The sequence below is a fragment of the Caballeronia sp. TF1N1 genome, assembly GCF_022878925.1.
In the GTDB taxonomy this organism is placed as follows: Bacteria; Pseudomonadota; Gammaproteobacteria; order Burkholderiales; family Burkholderiaceae; genus Caballeronia.
The window spans coordinates 1,101,993-1,122,720 of the sequence record NZ_CP084628.1 but is presented as its reverse complement, the minus strand read 5'-3'; the positions used below and the strand labels follow the sequence as shown (position 1 = coordinate 1,122,720).

At 62.5% G+C, this 20,728-nt stretch carries 16 protein-coding genes; 4 read left to right on the top strand and 12 right to left on the bottom strand.

Annotated elements, in window-relative coordinates:
- Positions 1–102 precede the first annotated feature (102 nt).
- A complete protein-coding gene (locus LDZ28_RS25835) occupies positions 103–1,434 on the top strand; it encodes a hypothetical protein (protein WP_244830252.1) in 1,332 nt (443 codons plus the stop codon).
- 17 nt (positions 1,435–1,451) lie between these two features.
- Here LDZ28_RS25835 and LDZ28_RS25830 read toward each other — a convergent pair whose 3' ends face one another.
- The 3 genes from LDZ28_RS25830 to LDZ28_RS25820 form a co-directional block, all read right to left on the bottom strand.
- A complete protein-coding gene (locus LDZ28_RS25830; RefSeq protein WP_244830251.1) occupies positions 1,452–2,675 on the bottom strand; it encodes a glycosyltransferase in 1,224 nt (407 codons plus the stop codon).
- A 504-nt stretch (positions 2,676–3,179) separates the two neighbouring features.
- Positions 3,180–4,463 (bottom strand): phosphopyruvate hydratase, encoded by a 1,284-nt coding sequence (gene eno, locus LDZ28_RS25825; protein ID WP_244830250.1) that lies wholly within the window; start codon positions 4,461–4,463, stop codon positions 3,180–3,182.
- A 2-nt stretch (positions 4,464–4,465) separates the two neighbouring features.
- On the bottom strand, positions 4,466–5,494 hold the full coding sequence (locus tag LDZ28_RS25820; RefSeq protein ID WP_244830249.1) for a phosphotransferase family protein: 1,029 nt from the start codon (positions 5,492–5,494) through the stop codon (positions 4,466–4,468).
- 123 nt (positions 5,495–5,617) lie between these two features.
- On the opposite strand from LDZ28_RS25820, the gene LDZ28_RS25815 reads away from it, so the two are divergent.
- The gene (locus LDZ28_RS25815; protein ID WP_244830248.1) at positions 5,618–5,812 is read left to right on the top strand and encodes a YqaE/Pmp3 family membrane protein; all 195 of its coding nucleotides are present in this window, start codon (positions 5,618–5,620) and stop codon (positions 5,810–5,812) included.
- A gap of 19 nt (positions 5,813–5,831) precedes the next feature.
- On the opposite strand, the gene LDZ28_RS25810 is transcribed toward LDZ28_RS25815, so the two are convergent.
- The 7 genes from LDZ28_RS25810 to LDZ28_RS25780 form a co-directional block, all read right to left on the bottom strand.
- Positions 5,832–7,574: an IlvD/Edd family dehydratase gene (locus LDZ28_RS25810; protein ID WP_244830247.1), complete on the bottom strand. Its 1,743-nt coding sequence runs from the start codon at positions 7,572–7,574 to the stop codon at positions 5,832–5,834.
- Between the two features lie 60 nt (positions 7,575–7,634).
- Positions 7,635–8,723 carry a galactofuranose ABC transporter, permease protein YjfF gene (yjfF, locus tag LDZ28_RS25805; RefSeq protein ID WP_244830246.1) on the bottom strand — a complete coding sequence of 363 codons (1,089 nt, stop codon included), beginning with the start codon at positions 8,721–8,723 and terminating at the stop codon, positions 7,635–7,637.
- On the bottom strand, positions 8,720–9,757 hold the full coding sequence (locus LDZ28_RS25800; RefSeq protein WP_244830245.1) for an ABC transporter permease: 1,038 nt from the start codon (positions 9,755–9,757) through the stop codon (positions 8,720–8,722). Before LDZ28_RS25800 ends, yjfF begins: the two co-directional genes overlap by 4 nt.
- Positions 9,754–11,268 (bottom strand): sugar ABC transporter ATP-binding protein, encoded by a 1,515-nt coding sequence (locus tag LDZ28_RS25795; RefSeq protein WP_244830244.1) that lies wholly within the window; start codon positions 11,266–11,268, stop codon positions 9,754–9,756. Before LDZ28_RS25795 ends, LDZ28_RS25800 begins: the two co-directional genes overlap by 4 nt.
- A 77-nt stretch (positions 11,269–11,345) precedes the next feature.
- The gene (locus LDZ28_RS25790; protein ID WP_370652268.1) at positions 11,346–12,281 is read right to left on the bottom strand and encodes an ABC transporter substrate-binding protein; all 936 of its coding nucleotides are present in this window, start codon (positions 12,279–12,281) and stop codon (positions 11,346–11,348) included.
- A 202-nt stretch (positions 12,282–12,483) separates the two neighbouring features.
- Positions 12,484–13,458, bottom strand: a complete 975-nt coding sequence (locus tag LDZ28_RS25785; protein WP_244830242.1) for a LysR family transcriptional regulator — start codon at positions 13,456–13,458, stop codon at positions 12,484–12,486.
- Between the two features lie 44 nt (positions 13,459–13,502).
- Positions 13,503–14,462, bottom strand: a complete 960-nt coding sequence (locus LDZ28_RS25780) for a GlxA family transcriptional regulator (protein WP_244830241.1) — start codon at positions 14,460–14,462, stop codon at positions 13,503–13,505.
- Positions 14,463–14,556: 94 nt separating this feature from the next.
- Here LDZ28_RS25780 and LDZ28_RS25775 point away from each other — a divergent pair, with 94 nt between their 5' ends.
- Entirely contained in the window at positions 14,557–15,276 is a 720-nt protein-coding gene (locus LDZ28_RS25775) for a GNAT family N-acetyltransferase (protein WP_244830240.1), read from the top strand.
- A gap of 18 nt (positions 15,277–15,294) precedes the next feature.
- Here the strand turns inward: LDZ28_RS25775 and LDZ28_RS25770 are convergent, their stop codons facing one another.
- Positions 15,295–16,845 (bottom strand): diguanylate cyclase, encoded by a 1,551-nt coding sequence (locus LDZ28_RS25770; RefSeq protein ID WP_244830239.1) that lies wholly within the window; start codon positions 16,843–16,845, stop codon positions 15,295–15,297.
- A 514-nt stretch (positions 16,846–17,359) separates the two neighbouring features.
- On the opposite strand from LDZ28_RS25770, the gene LDZ28_RS25765 reads away from it, so the two are divergent.
- On the top strand, positions 17,360–19,543 hold the full coding sequence (locus LDZ28_RS25765; RefSeq protein WP_244830238.1) for a hybrid sensor histidine kinase/response regulator: 2,184 nt from the start codon (positions 17,360–17,362) through the stop codon (positions 19,541–19,543).
- 242 nt (positions 19,544–19,785) lie between these two features.
- Here the strand turns inward: LDZ28_RS25765 and LDZ28_RS25760 are convergent, their stop codons facing one another.
- On the bottom strand, positions 19,786–20,727 hold the full coding sequence (locus tag LDZ28_RS25760) for a choline kinase family protein (RefSeq protein ID WP_244830237.1): 942 nt from the start codon (positions 20,725–20,727) through the stop codon (positions 19,786–19,788).
- Between the last annotated feature and the right edge of the window lies 1 nt (position 20,728).

Here is a 20,728-nt window from a genome sequence, read left to right as displayed (position 1 = left end):
CGCCTTCGATTTATTAGTTCGCATTCCTACTATGTTTAAAGAATGGCGATTTTATCGCAGAGTAATTGGAGTTTTCCGCGAGAAGGCGGATTAGCATATTCGATGATTGATCGACGTAGATTTTTAGCTAGCCTGGGCGCGTTGTCCGGAACCTATACATTGGCCGCCTGCGGAGGCGGAAGCGAAAGCGACGTACCGAACTCGACATCGAGCGCTTCCGGGCGGTCCAGACAACTGAATCCCACTGCAAGAGCGGAGTCGCAAGGTCCATCGCCGGATGGCACGACCATTCCTGACGCAACCGCGATCGTGGACAAACGCGGCTCCGTCTGGACGGTGAATAACGGTGTCGTATTCCAGAACGACACGGCAATATCCATTGCCAACGTTTTGATGCTTCTCTGGTCGGGCGGAAAGATCTATCAGAGAAACACAAGCGGGCAATTCTATGTGTGGTCGAATGACTGGCTACTTTGCCGGGACCCGCGCACACCGCTCGCAGCGCAATCCGGCATGTTCTTCGGCATGAACGGTCATTACGATTATCTCTACACGCCCGCGCAAACCATCGCCATTTTGAATGGCATGGGTTGCAGTATCTATCGGCTCGGGTGCAATGAGACGTCGGCTGAACTCAGACCTGTCGCAAGGATGGCGAGGGCCATGAACGGAACGGGCATCGAACTGTTCTGTCTGATTCAACAAGGATTGACGGATGACTGGGGTAACCTGTTCGGGAGCGAGGCCGCGGCATACGCCAAGGCCTACAGCACAGGCGTGACGGTCGCGAGCACGCTGAAGCCCTACGGCGTGACGATGTACGAATGCGGCAACGAACTCACGCGCCGAGCTCAGACTGTAATCGACTCGAATCGCGCCGGAACGGATGTCGCCGACTTCAACAACGATAACTGGCCGGTCATGCGCGGCGTCATGCGCGGTTTGATCGACGGCGTGAAGGCCGCGCAGCCCGACGCCATGTGCGGCATCAACTTCTGCGTGGCGGATATCGGTGCATCGGACGCGTTATGGGAAGGCAATCAGCCGGACGGCACGAACGGTCATCCCGTAGTCCGCTGGGACATGACGACATGGCATAACTACGAAGTCTATGGCGATTTGTTCGATATCGGTTCGGATGGCGCGGGCCCGCACTTCGACCTGCCGCAATACTGCAAGGCGCGTTACGGCGTTCCCTTCATGATTACCGAGTGGAATGCCAATCCCGAACAAAGCGACGACTACCGGAGCGCGTTCGTGCAGTCCCGATTGCAATCGTTCTACGACGCCCGCAAGACGCACAACATTCAATCCACCATGTATTACGTGCTCGACAGCGGCGACCACACCTTCGGCATCATGCACAACAGCGTGCCGATCTTGCCGACGTATCTGAGCTTCGTGAATTTCGTCCGCTCGCATGCGGATTCCTGATGCCGCGCGAGACCGCATCACGTTGCGATCTCGCGCGCTTCGCCCGCGCGCGCCTCGACCAGAATGGCCTCCAGTTCCGCGTGCAACGTGCGGTTGTTGAAGTTCGTTTCGATAGTGTGCCGCGCGGTCGCGCGCATCTTGTCGGTGTCGATCTGTCCTTTGGCGATTTTTTCGAGCGCGGCGGAAATGCTCGGCCCCGAACGCTCGTCGACGAGCACGCCGGTCTCGCCATCCACCACAAGTTCGGGAATGCCGCTATGACGCGTTGCGACGACGATCGCGCCGGTAGCCATTGCTTCCATGATCGACACCGGAATGCCTTCCATGTCGCCGTTGGCGGCCGTCACGGACGGCAGCAGAAACACGTCGGTGCGCTTTAGTTCCGCGAACACTTCGTCCTGTGCGCGCGCGCCGAGAAAGTTGACCGGATTGCGGTTATTCGCGGCCATCGCGCGCAAGTCGGCCTCAAGTGGGCCGTAGCCGATCACGTTGTATTCCACGGGCAGGCTGCAATCGCGAACGCCGGCAATCGCATATTCAAGGCCTTTTTTCTCGACGAATCTTCCCACGCTCAGCACTTTGAGCGGGCGTCCGGGCTTCTGCTTGTCGGTGGCAAGCGGCAGTTGCTCGACATCCACTCCCACGTGATGCACGAGCGTCCGCGATGCAGGCGCGCCCCAGTCGATCAGGCGCATCCGCCAGAATTCGCTGACCGGCAGCGACAGCGACCCCCGTCCGAAGAGCTGCTTGTAGTGCGGCAGATAACGCTTGACGAGCGCTTCATCGCTCATGTCGAAGCCATGAAAGACGGTGGAGATGGGGCCTTCGAAATAGCCCGCATCGCGCAGATACATGGCGCGCACGCCGAGGGGACCGAAATGTGCGATTACCGCGTCGAAACTTTCGTGCGACATTGCTCCGCCGCCCGAGAGGTCGAACAGCGTCGAGCGGCAACCGGACGTCGCCGCGCGCCAGGCCACGCCGATGCGTTTGCGTCCTTCCGGCGTTGACAGTGAGCTCAGTCCGAAGCGCGCCAGATGCGCAATGCGTGCCGCCGTGCCCTGTTTGCGACGAAATATGCGTAATTCGATCTGGCCTTTGAGCGGATCGTCGGCGCCTTCGTCATAGCGCGCGGCAAGGACGACCACATGATGTCCTCGTTCCGCGAATCCCGCGATCTGACGGACCACGAAGGTTTCCGATGCAACAGGATAGCTGTCGACAACAAACGCGATTTTCATGCGCCTCTCCGCTTCCGCATCATTTTTCATGATGCGGGTACGCTAGTAAGGGGGACGAATCAAATGGTGTGCACGCTGCCATGCCGTGTTGCCCACACCTGCCCATCGTTCGATAGTGCTCAGGCCAGCATAGTCCAAAATGCCACGCATTGTTGCTTTGCCGCTGGCGCTTCGTTCATCGGTGCATTTATCTTTGCGCGTCGATGCGCAATTACGCACACCGATGGATCATGCTTTCTTCGCGGCAAGTTCCAGACCATGTTGAAACGAAGGCGTGACTGACGCCTTAAGGCCCACAACATGAGCAAGCAATTTGCCAGACCGTCGAACACAACATACTCGCGCACACGCCAACGCTCGCGATCGCTTGAGGAATGAACGAAGCAGCCACTGGTTAAATTCCACACGTTATGTATTTTTCGTGGAATATATGCTGACTATTCGTCTGGATATTGTAAAAAAGGCACCGGAACGGTTCGCTTCGGCCTCTTAACGGACGCGCTCCTATGGCCTGCGACCGAGCATCGACATACCCGCAAACTGTGCCGCGTCGCCAAGCGCTTCTTCCACGCGAATCGCCTCGTTCCACTTGGCCATGCGTTCCGAGCGCGAGAACGAGCCGACTTTGAGCTGGCCCGCATTCCAGCCAACGGCAAGATGCACGATGGTCGTATCCTCCGTCTCACCCGAGCGCGCCGATACGATCGTGCCAAACCCCGCGTTCTTTCCCGCTTCCAGCGCCGCATGCGTCTCCGTCACCGTACCCGCCTGATTCAACTTGATGAGGACAGCGTTGACATCGCGTTGCTCGGCGGCCTTTGCGATGCGCGCCGCGTTCGTCACGAGGTAATCGTCGCCGATCACCTGCACGCGTTCTCCCACCGCTGCCGTGAATCGGCGCAAGCCGGCCGCATCGTCCTCGCTCAACGGGTCTTCCATCGACACGATCGGGTAACGGTCGCACCATCGGAGCATCAGTTCGCACATGGCGTCGCTGTCGAGCTCGCGGCGCTCCAGGCCGAGCTTGTAACGCCCGCCCGAGCCGAATTCGGATGCGGCGATATCGAGCGAAATGGCGACTTGCTCGCCCGGAACGAACCCCGCTTCTTCGATAGCCGCGACGAGCGTATCCAGCGCCGCTTCGTTGCTCTCGAACACGGGCCAGTGCCCGCCTTCGTCGGCGACACCGGCAAGATGACCACGCTTCGCCATGATCCTGCCCGCAGCCAGATAGACCTCGGCGGTCATCTCCAGCGCTTCGTCGAAACTTTTCGCGGATGGCGCCATGACCATCAGGTCCTGAATGTCGATACGCTGGCCAGCATGCGCGCCGCCGCCGAAGATCTGGATTTCCGGGATCGGAATGCTGACGGTTCGGCCGTTGGCGACATAAGCCCACAGCGGCTGCCGACGGTCTGCCGCCGCGGCATGCAGAACCGCAAGCGACGTCGCGATCAACGCATTGCCGCCAAGCCGCGATTTGTCCTCGGTGCCATCGAGTTCGATCAGACGCGCATCGATTTGCGTCTGCTCGAGCGCATCCATGCCGATAAGCGCCGCCGCGATTTCATCGTCGATACCGCGTAACGCATCGCTCACGCCGAAGCCGCCCAGCGCGGCCGCCCCGTCGCGCCGATCCACCGCCTCGAAACGCCCGCGAGAAGCGCCCGCCGGGGCCATGCCGCGTCCTTTGGCGCCGCTTGCCAGCGTCACTTCCACTTCCACGGTCGGACGTCCGCGCGAATCCCAAATGCGGCGGCCGTGGACGGATGTAATCGCGCTGCTCATATTCAGACTCCCGCGGGTTTATCGATGGATGCCGCCTCGTTCCAGCGCTTTCGCCATTGCGCAAGGGAATCGACCGGTTCGATGAGAAGGCCGCGCGCAAGTTCGCGCACCGCCTGTATGTCGGCTGGATCTTGCAGATACTCGACGGGCGATTTGCCATCGACCCGCGCGAGCAACAATGCCGGCAAGAGCCGCGCGCAACGCAGATCCATGCGTTCCGCTGGTTCCCAATCGACAGCCGCCAGATATCGACCGCTCAGTGCGTCGAAGCTTCCGGCATAGCGTTCACGCCAATGCGGATTGAGAAAGCTCTTCAGGACGAGGTGATTCAGGCAGAACGCGAGGTCGAAGGCCGGATCGCCGTAGGTTGCGCACTCGGCATCGAGAAAGACGGGGCCGTCGGCACCGCACAGGATGTTCTTCGGGCTCACGTCGCCATGAACCAGCGCGATGCGCGCAGCCGAAACCGAATCCGCCAGATCGCCGAGTGTGTTCGCCAGGTCGGGATGACGCGCGGCTGTCGCCCGCAGATAAGGCTCGATGCGGATGGACTCGAAGGTATCGTGATTCGCGAACTGCGCCGCGAGCGCAGCCGACCCCGCGCTTTGCTCATGAATCTGCGCAAGAAGGAAACCGACTTGCGCGGCGAAAGTGTCGTCGATCTCGCCTTTCAGCAGCTTCGCCTTCCAGACGGGGTTATATTCCGCAGGAAGATACGCCATCGCGAAGCAGCCGAGCGGCGCGTCTTCGAACAGAAGCGCAGGCACCGCGTGCGGCAGCCAGGTCGCGACACAGCGCAGCCACGCGGCTTCGGCGGCATTGCGGCTGACGGGCGCATGCCAGTCCGCCGCGACCTTGAGCCTGCCGAGCGCGCGCTTGATGCAGAACGTAGCGCGGCGCGCATCGACGCGCCAGATATCCGAAGACACGCCACCCGTCAGGCGCGTGAAGCGCGGTTCTTCGTCGGCATCGAGCAGGCGATGCTGGCGCAACGCGTCAACAAGGTGCGCGAGGTCGGTGGCTTCGGTCATCGAATGTCGGCCGGGCGTTTGGCGAGTTCGGCAAAGTAAGTCCCGGCCTCATGTTATGGGATCGCGCAAGCAGGTGCAACGCGGATGGTAAAGTCACCAGACCATCACATCCGAGGACCGCATATGCGTCTCTTGCTCGCACTCATCCTTCCGTGGCTGCAGTTCTTCACGATCGGCCGACCGATTGCCGGCATCATTTGCCTGCTTCTTCAGATCACGTTGATTGGCTGGATTCCTGCCGCGATCTGGTCGGTCTACGCGCTCAGCCAGTACAACACCGAGAAGAAAATCCAGCGCGCCTTCGGAGCGCGCGGCTGACAGGCAGAACGCGCGGGCGTCAATGGGAATGGCGCGGAACATCGGCGCCACGGCATCCCACGAGAAAGTCGAAGTCGCAGCCCTGATCGGCTTGCAAAACGTGATCGATATACAGCTTGCCGTAGCCGCTCGTGTTCTCGCCCGCTTTGCGCGGTTCTTCCGCCCAGCGGGCGAGACGTGTCCTCAGCGCCTCGTCGCTGATGTCCAGATGCAGGCGCCCCGCGAAGCAGTCCATCTCGATCCAGTCGCCTTCTTCCACCACCGCGAGCGGACCACCGGCGCGCGCTTCGGGCGCTACATGCAGCACCACCGTGCCGTAAGCCGTGCCGCTCATGCGGGCGTCGGAGATGCGCACCATGTCGGTCACGCCCTGCGCCAACAGCTTCGGCGGCAAGCCCATGTTGCCGACTTCGGCCATGCCCGGATAACCCTTCGGGCCGCAGTTCTTCATGACCAGGATCGAATCGGCGGTGACGTTCAATTCGGGATCGCCGATCCTCGCCTTGTAGTCGTCGAAGTTCTCGAACACGACCGCCCGGCCGCGATGCTTGAGCAACGCCGGCGTCGCGGCGGACGGCTTGAGCACCGCGCCGTTCGGCGCGAGATTGCCTCGCAAAATGCACAGCGCGCCGTCTTCCACGAGCGGGCGGTCGAGTGGACGAATCACCTCGGCGTCGTGGATGGGCGCGTCTTTCGTGTTGTCCCAGAGTGAGCGGCCGTTGGCCGTCAGCGCGTCGGGATACGGCAGCAAGCCCGCTTCGCCCAGACGCCGGATCACGCCGGGCAAACCGCCCGCGTAGTAAAACTCTTCCATCAGAAAGCGTCCGGACGGTTGCAAGTCGACGAGCGTCGGCGTGCCGCGGCCGATGCGCGTCCAGTCGTCGAGTTCCAGGTCCACGCCGATACGGCCGGCAATCGCCTTCAGATGGATGGTCGCATTCGTCGATCCGCCAATCGCCGCGTTGACGCGAATCGCGTTTTCGAACGCCTGCCGCGTGAGGAGTTTCGAGAGCCGCAAGTCGTCGAGCGCCATCTCCACGATCCGCATGCCCGACATGTGCGCGAGCACGTAGCGCCTGGCATCCACCGCGGGAATCGCCGCGTTGTGCGGCAAGGTCACGCCGAGCGCTTCGGCCATGCACGCCATGGTCGATGCCGTCCCCATGGTGTTGCAGGTTCCAGCCGAACGCGACATGCCTGCTTCCGCCGACATGAATTCATGCAGCGTGATCTTGCCCGCCTTCACCTGCTCGCTCAGTTGCCATACGACGGTGCCCGAACCGATATCGCGACCCTGATGCTTGCCGTTGAGCATCGGGCCGCCGCTGACCGCGATCGCGGGCACGTCGCAGCTCGCCGCGCCCATCAGCAAGGCGGGCGTGGTCTTGTCGCAGCCGACCAGCAGCACGACGGCATCGACGGGATTGCCGCGAATGGATTCCTCCACGTCCATGCTGGCGAGATTGCGCGTCAACATGGCCGTAGGCCGCAGATTCGATTCGCCGTTGGAAAACACCGGAAACTCCACCGGAAAGCCGCCCGCCTCGAAGACGCCGCGCTTCACGTGCTCCGCGATCTTCCTGAAATGCGCGTTGCAAGGCGTGAGTTCCGACCACGTATTGCAGATACCGATAATCGGCTTGCCCTGAAACTCGTGGTCCGGGATGCCCTGATTCTTCATCCAGCTTCGATACATGAAGCCGTTCTTGTCCTGGGTTCCGAACCATTGAGCGGAACGGAGCAGGCGTTTTTCATTGGGCATGACGGATTCTCGACGAGGGTGGCAGGGTATGCGTGCTTATGTGCTGCTTATGTGTGTGCTTCAGGTTCTGGGGACCATCGCGAGCGGTTCGGCTTTGCTCGCGGTATCGGACGGCAAAGGCGTGCGCGGCTCTTTCGATCCGATGCCTTCGCCGAGCTTCGTCCCATTCGATTTACGGCGCGCGGCATGACGTTCGATGACTCGCTGCAACAGACAGAACGCGCACAGAAGCGAGCCGATCACGATGCGCGTCCACCATGAACTGAGCGTGCCGTCGAAGGTAATCAAGGTCTGGATGGTGCCGAGAATGCCGACGCCGAACACCGAACCGATCACATAGCCCACGCCGCCCGTGAGCAAGGTTCCTCCGATCACCGTCGCGGCGATGGCGTCGAGTTCCATGCCCTGCCCTTGCAGTCCGTAGCCCGAGAGCACGTATAGCGTGAACACCACGCCGCCGAGCGCCGAGCAGAAACCCGAGAGCGCATAGACGCCGACCTTGGTGCGCGCGACGGGCAAGCCCATCAGCAGCGCCGATCGTTCGTTGCCGCCGACCGCATACACGTTGCGTCCGAAGCGCGTGAAGTGGGCGACGAAGATCGCCACGATCAGCGTGACGATGGCGATCAGCGCGCCCGTCGTGAGCGACGCGCCGCCGACATCCACATGAAAGGCGGACAGCGCGCGGAACGTGGAATCGGTGATGGTGATGGATTGCGTCGTGATGAGAAAGCAGGCGCCGCGCGCGAGGAACATCCCGGCCAGCGTGACGATGAACGGTTGCAGCCTGAAGAAGTGGATGAGCGCGCCCATCGCCGCGCCATAGCAGGCGCCGAAGGCCAGCACGAGCGGCACGATGATCCACACCGGCCAGTGCAGACGTTCGGCGAACACGGCGCACAGGATCGTCGTCAAAGCGACGACCGAGCCGACCGACAAATCGATGCCGCCCGACACGATCACGAACGTCATGCCAATGGCGACGATCAGCAAGAACGCGTTGTCGATCAGCAAGCCGAGCAGCACTTGCAGCGAGAAGAAGCCGGTGTACATCACCGAGCCGAAGCCGAAAAGAGCCGCGAACAGAACGACGGTGACGACGATAGGCAAGATGCGCGGGTCCGTCAGACGGTCGAAGAAACTTTTCATCGGGATGCCTCCGCGAGCGGCTGTTTCGAAGCGGACGGAAAGACGCGTCGCAACTGCCGCATCAGCACGGCGCGCGCGGTGGACGACTGAATCACGCTGACGACGAGCACCACCGCTGCCTTCACCACGAGCGTCGCTTCGGGCGGCACACCGATGGAATAAGTCGTGTAGGTGAGCGTCTGGATGATGAGCGCGCCGAGCACCGTGCCCGCAAGACTGAAGCGCCCGCCGAGCAGCGAAGTGCCGCCGAGCGTGACGGCGAGAATCGCGTCGAGTTCGAGCAGGAGGCCGGCGTTGTTGCCGTCGGCGCTGCGCACGTTCGAACTGGCGAGAATGCCCGCCATGGACGCCGTCAACCCGGAGAATGCATACACGCCGAACACGATCACGTTCGAGCGCAAGCCGACGAGCCGGGTTGCAACCGGATTCACGCCGATAGCCCGAATGAAAAGCCCGAGCGCGGTGCGATCGACGAGAAGCGCCGTGAGGATGAGCGCGCCCGCCGCGATCCACACGGAACACGGGACGCCCGCCAGATAGCCGCCGCCGACCATCAAATAAGCCTGCGCGCCGATCGGGATGATCTGGCCGCCCGTCAGCAACTGCGCGACGCCGCGTCCCGCAACCATCAGGATGAGCGTCGCGATGATCGGCTGCATGCCGATGAACGCCACCAGCAAGCCGTTCCACATGCCCGCGAGAACGCCGACCGCGAGCGCCGCCGCGATGGCAAGCGTCACGCGGGAAGGATCGTCGGCGAGGATCGTGGCGGCCGTCGCGCCGGCAATCGCGACGATCGCGCCCACCGAGATATCGATGCCGCGCGTCGCTATCACGAGCGTCATGCCGAGCGAGACGAGCACGAGCGGCGCCGCGCGATTCAGGATATCGACGGGCGCGCCGAACAGGTGGCCATCGAGCATGGCAATCGACAGGAACCTTGGGTTATGCGCCAGATCGAGCAGACACAGCGCGACGAGCGTCACGCAGGGCCACACGAGCGGATGCTGCAAGACACCTTTGATACGGTTCATTGCGATCCTCCCGCGATCAGCCGATACACCTCGTCTTCCGAGGTCGTATGTCCCGCGACCTCGGCGACCTTGCGCCGGTCGCGCAACACCGCAATCCGGTGACTCACGCGCACGACCTCGCTCACTTCGGACGAGATGAAGAGAATGCCGAGCCCTTTCGCGCAGAGCGCGAGCACGCGGTCCATGATCTCGAACTTCGCGGCCACGTCTATGCCGCGCGTCGGTTCATCGAGAATCAGCATGCGCGGCTCCGTTGCAAGCCAGCGCGCGAGCAGCACCTTTTGCTGATTGCCGCCAGAGAGCAGACCGATAGGCTGCTCGGCATCGCGCGCCTTGATGCCTAGCTGCTCGATATAGTCGTCGGCGATCTCGCGTTGCTTCGCCTTCCGAATGCAGCGCCAAAGCCCGAGCCGCGCCTGAAGCGCCAAGATGATGTTCTCGCGAATCGACAGGTCCGCGATAATGCCTTCCTTCTTGCGATCCTCCGGGCAATAGCCGATGCCCTGACGCACCGCATCGCGCGGCGAATGCAGCTTGACCGGCTTGCCGGACACCTTCGTCGCGCCTGCATCGGAACGCTCCGCGCCGAAGAGAAGCCGCGCGGTTTCCGTGCGCCCCGAACCGAGCAAGCCCGCGAGCCCGAGTATCTGACCCGGCTGCACGTCAATATCCACGGGATTCATCAAGCCGCGACGGCCCACGCCGCGCATTTCGAGAAACGGCGCAGCCGCGCCTCGTTGCGCGGGCGGCTCGGAAGCCGCGCGCTTCAGGCGCTCGGTCATGCGTTCGTGGCCCACCATCTTCGACACGAGCAGTTCGACCGGAAGATCTTTCGCGAGATATTCGCCTTCGCGCTCGCCATTGCGCATGACCGTGATGCGATCCGATACCGCGTAGGTCTGTTCCAGAAAGTGCGTCACGAAGAGAATCGCGAGACCTGAATGGCGGAGCTTGCGCAACACGTCGAAGAGTCGCGTGACTTCGCCGTCGTCGAGACTGGAGGTCGGTTCATCGAGGATCAGGACGCGCGCATCGACCGACAAGGCACGCGCAATCGCCACCATCTGCTGCACGGCGATGGGATACGTATCGAGCGATTTCGTGACGTCCACCGAAACGTTGAGGTCCGCGAGCGCCTTTTGCGCCCGCACGTGGATGCTCTTCCAGTCGATCGCGCCATGCCGCTTCAACTGCCTGCCCGCGAAAACGTTCTCCGCCACCGAGAGATTCGGACACAGGTTCACTTCCTGATAGAGCGTGCGAATTCCGGCGGCTTCCGCTTCCATGGGCGCGGCGAAATTCACGGAACTGCCACCGAGCCGGATCTCGCCTGCATCGTGCTCGTGGACGCCCGTCAGCACATTGATGAGCGTCGATTTGCCGGCGCCGTTCTGCCCCATCAACGTATGAATCTCGCCTGGAAACAAACGAAAATCGACGTCGTGCAGTGCGCGCACGCCGGGGAACGACTTGGACAAACCAATGGTTTCGAGCACGGGTGTGTCGGTCATGGATATCGCCGGAAAGGGAATGAGTCGTCCATCGCGCTCACATGATGGCGCGATGGACGTGCGATGGCGCCCGAGCTTCAGTATTTGCGCTGCGGCAGCGTGGCCGCGGCGACGCTCATCGGGAAAATGGTCTCTTCGGTCACGATACGCTTGGGCAGTTCCTTGCCCGCGACCACATCCTTCACCGCGGTCATCAACTGCGGGCCGAGCAGCGGACTGCATTCCACGTCCACGTTGATCTTGCCCGCGACCATGGCGTCGAAACCGCCCTTGGTTGCATCGAACGAGACGACCGTGATGTCCTTGCCCGGCTTCATGCCCGCCTCCTCCATTGCCTGAATGGCGCCGAGCGCCATGTCGTCGTTATGCGCGTAGACCACGTTGATCTGCTTGCCGTAGGTCTTCGCGAAGGCTTCCATGACCTGCTTGCCGCCAGCGAGCGTGAAGTCGCCGCTTTGCGAGGCGATCACCTTGAACTTGGGATCGTTCTTGATGACTTCGAGCAGACCCGCACGCCGGTCGTTCGCCGGCGCCGATCCCACCGTGCCCTGCAACTCGACGATGTTGATCGGCCCCTTCTCGTTCTTGTAGCGTTCTTCCAGCCACTTGCCGCCGCGCCGGCCTTCTTCGAGGAAGTCCGAGCCGATCATCGTCACATAGAGCGACTTGTCTTTCACGTCGATGTTGCGGTCGGTCAGGATCACGGGAATCTTGGCGTTTTTCGCTTCGATGAGAATCGGCTCCCAGCCCGACTCGACGACCGGCGAGAACGCGATCACATCGACCTTCTGCGCAATGTAGGAGCGTATGGCCTTGATCTGATTTTCCTGCTTCTGCTGGGCGTCGGAGAATTTGAGGTTGATGCCCGCGTCTTTCGCGGCGGACTTGACCGAGACCGTATTGGCCGTGCGCCAGGCGCTCTCCGCGCCGACCTGTGCGAAGCCGAGCGTGATCTTCTTGTCGTCGGCGTGTGCATTCACACTCGCGGCGAGTACCAGCACCGAACCAAGCATTGCGCCGAGCACCGCGCGTCGGGTCTGTTTCATGGCTGTCTCCTGATTGGATCATGTGCGCCGCGGCTCGAAGTCCGGGGTCGAAGGCTCAGGCTGAGCCCCGGGCAAGGTTAGCCCTCACTCCCATGATGGTCCAATCACTTATTCAGCGATCCCGATACCAATGTTGATATAGTGGAAAACGCGATTCGGGCTTACCCGGTCAGGCGCTCAGGGCATCGGCGGACACGCCGTATACTTCGGCGGCGGCGTCGTGAAGCGCATGCAGCACCACGGTCGCCGCGGGCGAGAGCGCATGCGCTTGCCGCGTGATGATGCCGAATGCATCCATGCGGCAAGGCAGGTCGATTGCAAGACGCTTGAGCGTGCCGAAGCGCTCGTATTGCCGCGCCACTTCATCGGGCATGACGGCGAGCATGTCGCTCTGCAACAGAAGGCTCGAGATCGCCAGAAAGTTGTTGGTGTTGACCACATTCCGCGGCGGGTTCAGCCCAAGCTCCGCGAACGCCATGTCGATACGATGCCGCAAGACACTCCCCGGCGGATGCAGCACCCATTCGGCGTCGGCGACACCGCTCATGGTGAGCCCCGCAGTCTGTTCGAGCGGATGCCCGGGGCGCACCACCACGCACAGCGGTTCATCGGCGATGGGCGCGTATTGCACGGCGGGCTTCAGTTGCACGTGCTGCTGGAGCACGCGGCCGATCATCACGTCGAGTTGCCCCTGCGTGAGAAGCGGCAGCATGACATCGGAAGTCTCCACCTGCAGCCAGATTTGCAGTTGCGGATACTGCGCCTTCACGCGTCCGATGGCGAGCGGAACCATTCTGGCCGCCGCCGCCGCGATCACGCCGACGCGCACTTCGCCCACCAGACCGGCGCGCAAGGCGGCAATCTCGTCTTGCGCCTTGTTGAGATTCGACAGCACCATGCGCGCATGACGGATCATCACTTCGCCGTAGAGCGTCGCCTGCATGCCGTGCGGCGTGCGATCGAAGAGACGCACGTCCAGCACATCTTCGAGTTCCTTCAGAAGCCGCGATGCCGCTGGCTGCGTCATGCCGAGGACATCGGCGGCACGGCGCACGTTGCCCTCTTCCTCCATCGCGGCGAGCAACAAGAGCTGGCGCGTCTTGAGCCGCGCGCGCACGAACCAGTTCGAGTGTCCCTGTGTCAATGCCGTCTCCCGGTTTTATGTTCGTGGTCGCCCGATGCCTCGCGTTATCGCCCGGCGCGCAACTCGCGCACGCCACGGCCGAGCCTGCGGCGCAGCAAGGTGCGCAAGGTCGCCGTATCGGCATAGCCGACTTCGCTTGCAATCTTCTCGATGTCGTAGCCGATAGCGACGAGGTGCTGCGCGCGTTCTATGCGCAAGTCCTGAAAGAACGCCAGCGGCGACTTGCCGAGCACCGACTCGGTACGGCGCTGCAACGTGCGCGGCCCGACCGACAAGGCACTCGCCGCCGCCTGAAGCGAAAAGCCCGCCGCGAGATTGTCGCGCGCCCATCGCTCGAAACGCGCGACTAAAGGGTCGGCATGCGCGAGATGATCGGGGATGATGTATTCCGCCTGCGATGCACGCTTGTCGATGAGCATCATGCGAGCGACACGCGTCGCCAGTTCGGGACTCGCCTGACGCAGCAACCATAACGCGAGATCGAGATGACCCATTGCGGAGCCCGCCGTGACGACGCCTTGCGATGCGACGACCATGCGCGAATCGTCGAGCATGACGGCCGGATAGCGCTGTCGAAAAAACGGTGCAAGCGACCATGTGGTCGTGGCCTCGCGATGATCGAGCAAACCGGCTTCGGCCAATATGAACGTGCCGATGCACGCCGCCGCTACGCCCGCGCCCGCAGCGTGCCGCGCTTGCAGATAAGCGATCGCCTCGCGCGTGTCGCGACGTTCGAGCGCCTCGGCAAGACGCTCCGGCTGCCTCACGTTCAGCGCGGGCACGACGATCCAGTCCGGCGACGGCGCGCTGCTCGCCAATTCGACCGAAGTCGACAAGCCATGCGCGGTGCGAATACGTCTGCGCATGCCGATGAGCCTCACCTCGAACGGCGCGGCCTCGAACCCTTGCGCGGCGGCCACTTCGTTGGCCATCGAAAAGGTATCGAGAAACACGGTCAGTCCGGTGTCGAACAGGCCGTCGAGCGCGAGGATTGCCAGTCTCATGTCGCAAATAGTGCTAATAATGTCATTTGCGACTATAGCCCCGTGCGCCCGGGCCGTCTAGACTGCACAGCAATCACACGCCATTGGAGCGCCCATGAGCCATCCGAAACCTGCCGACCTCGACCGCCCTATCTGGGAGGCGCTGACGACCCGACACGCACACCTCGCGCTCGGCGACACGCTCGTTCGTCGATATCATCCCGACGTCGCGCCGTTCGCCGCGCTGGCAACCGCAACGCCGGATGCGTATGACGCCCTTCACCGCCTTCTGCAGCCTGGGCAGCAAGTGGCCTTGCTCTCCACGGAGCCCTTGCCGTCATACGATGCCTTGCAGATAACGCGTGTCGGCATCCTTCATCAGATGGTCGCGAACACTCGCAAAGCGCCCAAAGCCGCAAGCGTCGAAAAGCTGGATGTGATCCGACTCACCCAGGCAGATAACGACGACATGCTGGATCTTGCCGGAAGAACGCGGCCCGGGCCGTTCTCCGTGCGGACCCGCGAGACGGGCAATTACATCGGCGTGCGAGACAACGGGCGACTCATTGCAATGGCCGGTGAACGCCTGCATCTGGATGGTTACGTCGAGATCAGCGCCGTATGTGTCGATGAAACGCATCGCGGCAGAGGCCTTGCCGGGCGGCTCATGCAGATCCTGCAACGAGAGATCGAGGCGCGCGCGGAGACACCGTTCTTGCACGTGTTCAGCGACAATCTCGCGGCTATCGGTCTATATGAACGTCTTGGCTTCGAGTTGCGGCGCGCGTTTCATCTCGCGCGAGTCGAGCATGCGGCCTCGCGCGAATTGATTTGAAGCATCAGGCGTCAGGCATCAAGGCGCGGTGCCGACCGGTTCGCCGCGCCGTTTCTCGGACACAGCCGCGAGCGTCACGCGATTGCGTCCGCCGCTCTTCGACACATACAAGGCTTCGTCGGCGCGGCGCATGGCGTCGTCGATAGTCGAGCCGCTATCGGGTCGAGCCACCACCACGCCGATGCTCACGGTCGTCGGAGGAAATTGCTGGCGAAGTCGCGCGCCGTTCGAATTGGCCACGTCGATACGCATGGCCTCCGCCACCGCCTCCGCGCGGCTGCGGGTGCAGTCGGCGAGCGCCACGACAAACTCCTCGCCGCCGTAGCGCGCGACCAGATCGTGCGGTCCTCTCGCATGCTTCACGAGACATTCGGCGATGAACTGCAACGCCCGGTCGCCGGCTTCGTGGCCGTGTGTGTCGTTGTAAGCCTTGAAGCGATCGGCATCGACGAAAAGCAGCGCGACCGGATAACCTTCGCGCGCTGCCGAGGTCCAGAGTTCGTCGAGCGCCGCATCGAGCTTGCGGCGGTTGGCGACGCCGGTCAGACCGTCTGTGTCCGCGATCTCGACGAGCTTCGCCTGCGCCGCGTCGCGCTGGCGCACCGCGAAGACCAGCAGCCAGACCACGATGGTGAACGCGCCCGCCACGGCCACCACCAGCGTGCCGATGATGAGCGAGTGCTGCTGCCACTCCGAGGTCACGTCGTCCTTTCCGAGCGCCACCATCATCACGAGATTGCTGCCGCGCACGCGCGCAAACGTCATGATGCGGTCGACGTTGTCGACGGGCGAGCGCGCGTCGAACGAGCCGCTCTCGACGCCGAACATCTTCGAGAAGATCGGCCAGCCGCGAATGCTGCTGACGCTGCCCGGACGCAGCTTCGGATTGCGCGCGACGATGTCGCCATCGCTCTGTACGATCGTCGCCGCGCTTTCGTGGCCGAGCCTAATGTCATCCACCAATTGCTGGAAGTAATCGAGGTTGATGGAGATGAGCGCGACACCGCCGAAGCTGCCATCGGCTTTGGAAATCCGCCGGCTGAGGGCAATCGATGGCGCGCCGTTTCGCAGACGCGACGCGTACGGCTTCGAGATGAAGAGCCCGACATTCGGATTGGCGCGATGCACCGTGAAGTAATCCCGATCGGAGAGATCGACGGTCGGAAGAAGCCGCGCCCGGCCCTGCACGATCCGGCCGCGTTCGTCGAGCGCATAGATGCCGCTGATATAAGCGGCGGTGGTCGAACGGTCGAAGAGAATCTGCCGGCGCAGTTCAGGCGGCAGCTTCAATATGGTCGGGTCCGCCATGCCGTCGACGACGGCCTGCAGCGAGAGATCGTAGATTTCGAGGTTTCTCGACATGTCGCGCGCGAGCGCCACCGCGACGTTCGCCGACGTGCGGCGCGCCTTCGCGATGGCTTCCTCGCGGCTCGAGATCAGCACCGCGACGGTGGCGATCAGCACGATGACGCTCGCCAGTGTCGCGCCGAGCGCAACCAGCACCGAGTGTCTGTCGACCCACGATGCCGGGCTTTCTGCTCGGACGCTCCTCTTGAACCACGGTCCCAACGATTCTCTCCTGCCGAACCCCGCCACGCGACGCTCGACGACTCGCTTTCTTATTCGTTGCTAAAGAGCCGGTTTAGCGGACTTCTGCTCGCTGTCCGCGCGGCTCGCATAAAGGTTTACGGCCAGATTGCGCAACTTTTGAGCCCGTGCCGGCCAAACGATGAACGCGGAGTTTACCGGAGCCCGAGCCAAGCGCCACGGCCATTCCGCTGCCGTTCAGCAATCAAAAAACCACAGGCAATTAAGTCGGCAACAAGCCGTGCTACCATCAACCGTATGAGTATTATGAAATAGTAGGTACGTCTTATGACGTCCAGACCTTTCCCGTTCGCCTGACAAAGCCCCCTTCGGCACGATGCGAGCAAGCTTAGCGGAGCGAACATCCGCAGCTAGAAACCAGGCGTGATACGGGGAGGAGGTCGCGGGCGCGCCACCGCCAAGGAATTTGAATCGATGTTTCGCGCAAACATGTGCCGGCGTCGGATGACTCCCCTTAGCGTGACCGGGGTGTTTCATGACTGAGTTCGCGACTCAACATTCCGACCCGTCGGACCGGGTTTCGTTTCCTCCGCTCAATTTCAGGGCTGCCCGCCGGCGGCTCGTCCTCGCGCTGACCGCCTCGGTGGTCGTGCCGCTAAGTCTGTCGGCGCTTTACGCCTACTACACCTACGAACGTGCGGTCGCGGAGCAGTCGGAGATACTCAATCGGCTGGCGTGGGTCGCGGAAGGCAAACTCACCAATCTGCTCGACTCGAACCGCGACCTCATCTCGCGCGTCCAGGACGTGGTCGGAACGGCTGACGAGCGGCAGATTCTGCGCGAACAGGCAAGCCTGCACAGGAAACTCGAAGCGCTCGTCGCCAATCATCCGCAGGTCGTCGCACTCTCCATCGTCGATAAAAACGGCCAGTTGATCGTCAGCAGCCGCTTCTCCCCGACGCCCGACGTCTCTATCGGCGACCGCGGCGACTTCATGGCGACGCGCGCGGCCTCCTCGCAGCTCTATGTCTCGCTGCCCGAGCGCGGCCGCGTTCAGGGCACCGATATCGTGAACACGCTCGCCGCCCGGACCGCTCCCGACGGGCGCTTTCTCGGCGCCATCGTCGTTTCCCTGCATCGCTCCTACTTGCTGCAGTTCTATCAGCGGCTCATCGCCGAGACGCCTGCGTTGACGGTCGGCCTCTATCGCGCCGATGGCGGCATTCTGCTTCGCCTGCCCGCGCCACGCCTGGCGAACCCGCCACCGAAGCACGAGCCTCTCGCGGCCGCGTTCGCGCGAGGGGCGGAACAGGGCATCATCAAGATCGATTCGCCGCTGGACGGCACCCGCAAGATGCTCGCGTACCGGCGCGCCGGTCAGTACCCCGTCTACGTTTCCGCCGGCTACGCAATCGACGATGTGGTCAGCAACTGGCTGCGCGACGACATGTCCCTCGTGGCCGTCGCGCTGATTCCTTGCATGTGTCTGTGCGTGCTGATCGTGTTTTCGCTGCGGCGTCTTCGCGCGGAGGAAACCTCCTGGCAGAACTGGCGGCGCGAGCTGTCGCGGCGCCGCTCGGCGGAAGCAGCCACGCGCAAGATGCAGCGCATGGGCGCGCTCGGCAATCTCGTCGCGAGCGTCGCCCATGACTTCAACAACCTGCTGATGGTCGTGACGGCCAACATGGAGATCGTCCGGCGCAAGAACTACAACGGCGTCAAGAACGAGATCGATGCAGTGGAGCGCGCCTCCACGAGCGCGCGGGCGCTCGCGCGCCGTCTCATGAGCGTGGCGCGCCGACAGCCGTTGCAGATGCAGACCCTGCTACCGGGCGCGTGGCTGCTCGAAACCGAGGCGCTGATCCGCTCGGCTGTAAGCAGCAAGGTCGCCGTGCAGATCGAAGTGGCGGAGGCGTCATGGCCGATCAAGGTCGATCCATCGGAAATCACTTCGGCGATCATCAACATCGCGGTCAATGCGAAGGACGCGATGCCGCAAGGCGGCACGTTTATCGTTCGCTGCAGGAACGTGGCGTTATCCCAAGGGCGCTACGAGCTCGAAGCCGGCGAGTATGTCGAATTCTCCTGCCAGGACAGCGGCACCGGCATGACGCGAGAAGTCGCCCAGCACGCGTTCGAGCCGTTGTTCACCACCAAGCAGGCTGGCGCGGGAACCGGGCTCGGCCTTGCACAAGTGCTCGCCATGGCCGAACAGGCGGGCGGCAAGGCACGCGTGGAAACCGATGTCGGGCGCGGCACCACGATCTTCTTCTACCTTCCGCACTGGACGGCGGGCGTCACGGAAGCATCTCCGGCGGAGCGCGAGGGTGCCATCGAACCGGGCGGCGCGAAGTCCACCATCCTGCTCGTCGAAGACAACGAGGAAGTGGCGGCGGGGCTCGTCGCCGTTCTCGATGTGCTCGGCTGGAGCGCGCGCCACGAGCCTTCCGGCGATGCCGCGCTGAAGGTGCTGGAAGAAGGCCTCGAATTCGACCTCGTTCTGTCCGACATCCAGATGCCCGGAACTTGCGATGGCATCGGCCTCGTCGAATGGATCAAGCGGCAACGCCCCAAGCAGGCCGTGACGCTGATGACGGGTTATGCGGAGCATCTCGAACAGGCGCGACGCCTCGGTGTCGCCGTGCTGTCGAAGCCGTTCAACGCGGACGATCTGGACATGTTGCTCAAGGGCGTGGCGCTATCGTCACGCCATGCGTGAAACTTGAGCGTTGAATTTCGAACCGGCGTTCGCAAGTTTTCTCAAGTCCGCGACCTTTCGGTCGTTAATCTGGTCACGGATTGATTGTGCAAGAGACTGCCGCTGATTCAGGCGATCGTCGATCACATAAAGCGCTGCAGTCCCAGGGGGTTGTCAAAAGTCTGATTCGCTGCGTGGCGACTTGAAGGGCGTGCGAGAGCACGCCCTTTCTTTTGGACGGTCGTAACGCTCGACGACTTTCTTCAAAGACTGCGCAACCAGTCTTGCCAATGCGGCGCCTCGATCACCGAGCGCGCGCGCATGAACTTCCACGCGCCGTATTTGGCGTAGTCGAAATCGAGCGTGGAGATCTCGTTCTGCAACATGGACCAAGTGGCCCACTTGATATCGGCGAGCGCCTTGTGCACGGTGACGCGTGCCATGACGTCGTTGCTCACGCGGCCGAAGTATGTCTCGACCAGTTCCGTTTCCACGTCGGCCGTGAAGAACATCTCGCCGGAGAGCGCGCCGATGTCATAACAGCGGTCGTTATTCGATGCGTATTCGTAGTCGATAAGCAAGATCGTACCCGCATCGTCGCGCAGAAAATTGCCCGGCATGGGATCGTTGAAGCACGGCACGATATCCAGTCCCGATGACTCCAGCGCCGCGCGCGCCTCGCGATAGCGCGCGTGAATCAGCGCGAAGTCGGCGGGCAGCGTGCCGCCTACTTCATGCACTTGCGCGACGTGTTCATCGATCAGATCGAAAATGGTCTTCGTGAGCGGCAATGGCGGCGCGCCGTGCAGCGTGCGATACGCGTGCATGACCGAAGCGCGCACGTTGCGCTCCAGAAAGTCGCGGTTCGAGCAGGTCGCGCGGCCTTCGACGAAGTCGTTGATCTCCACGCCCTGCTCGAAAGCATAGTCGTAAAGACGCGGACCAATGCCGATCTGCTCCGCGAGCCGGCTTGCGGCAAACGCAGCCTTGCGGTCGATGAACTGCTCCGTGCCCCGGCCCGGCACCTTGACGAAATAGCTTTGCGCTTCGCCGTCGACCCACACGCGCCAGTTCGTGTTGCTGATGCCGCCCAACACGGGCGCATAGCGCAACGCGCGACCCGACCACGGTTCGATCCTTGCAAGCACCGCTTCCACCTCGCGCTCGGCGTCGCACGCGGCGGCGCCAATCGTCTTGATCTGCATG

Bases quoted from the DNA above. Each gene is read 5' to 3' on its own strand.
- LDZ28_RS25835 (WP_244830252.1), top strand. From the start codon at position 103: ATGATTGATCGACGTAGATTTTTAGCTAGCCTGGGCGCGTTGTCCGGA.
- LDZ28_RS25830 (WP_244830251.1), bottom strand. From the start codon at position 2,675: ATGAAAATCGCGTTTGTTGTCGACAGCTATCCTGTTGCATCGGAAACC.
- eno (WP_244830250.1), bottom strand. From the start codon at position 4,463: ATGAGCAGCGCGATTACATCCGTCCACGGCCGCCGCATTTGGGATTCG.
- LDZ28_RS25820 (WP_244830249.1), bottom strand. From the start codon at position 5,494: ATGACCGAAGCCACCGACCTCGCGCACCTTGTTGACGCGTTGCGCCAG.
- LDZ28_RS25815 (WP_244830248.1), top strand. From the start codon at position 5,618: ATGCGTCTCTTGCTCGCACTCATCCTTCCGTGGCTGCAGTTCTTCACG.
- LDZ28_RS25810 (WP_244830247.1), bottom strand. From the start codon at position 7,574: ATGCCCAATGAAAAACGCCTGCTCCGTTCCGCTCAATGGTTCGGAACC.
- yjfF (WP_244830246.1), bottom strand. From the start codon at position 8,723: ATGAAAAGTTTCTTCGACCGTCTGACGGACCCGCGCATCTTGCCTATC.
- LDZ28_RS25800 (WP_244830245.1), bottom strand. From the start codon at position 9,757: ATGAACCGTATCAAAGGTGTCTTGCAGCATCCGCTCGTGTGGCCCTGC.
- LDZ28_RS25795 (WP_244830244.1), bottom strand. From the start codon at position 11,268: ATGACCGACACACCCGTGCTCGAAACCATTGGTTTGTCCAAGTCGTTC.
- LDZ28_RS25790 (WP_370652268.1), bottom strand. From the start codon at position 12,281: ATGCTTGGTTCGGTGCTGGTACTCGCCGCGAGTGTGAATGCACACGCC.
- LDZ28_RS25780 (WP_244830241.1), bottom strand. From the start codon at position 14,462: ATGAGACTGGCAATCCTCGCGCTCGACGGCCTGTTCGACACCGGACTG.
- LDZ28_RS25775 (WP_244830240.1), top strand. From the start codon at position 14,557: ATGAGCCATCCGAAACCTGCCGACCTCGACCGCCCTATCTGGGAGGCG.
- LDZ28_RS25765 (WP_244830238.1), top strand. From the start codon at position 17,360: ATGACTGAGTTCGCGACTCAACATTCCGACCCGTCGGACCGGGTTTCG.
- LDZ28_RS25760 (WP_244830237.1), bottom strand. From the start codon at position 20,727: ATGCAGATCAAGACGATTGGCGCCGCCGCGTGCGACGCCGAGCGCGAG.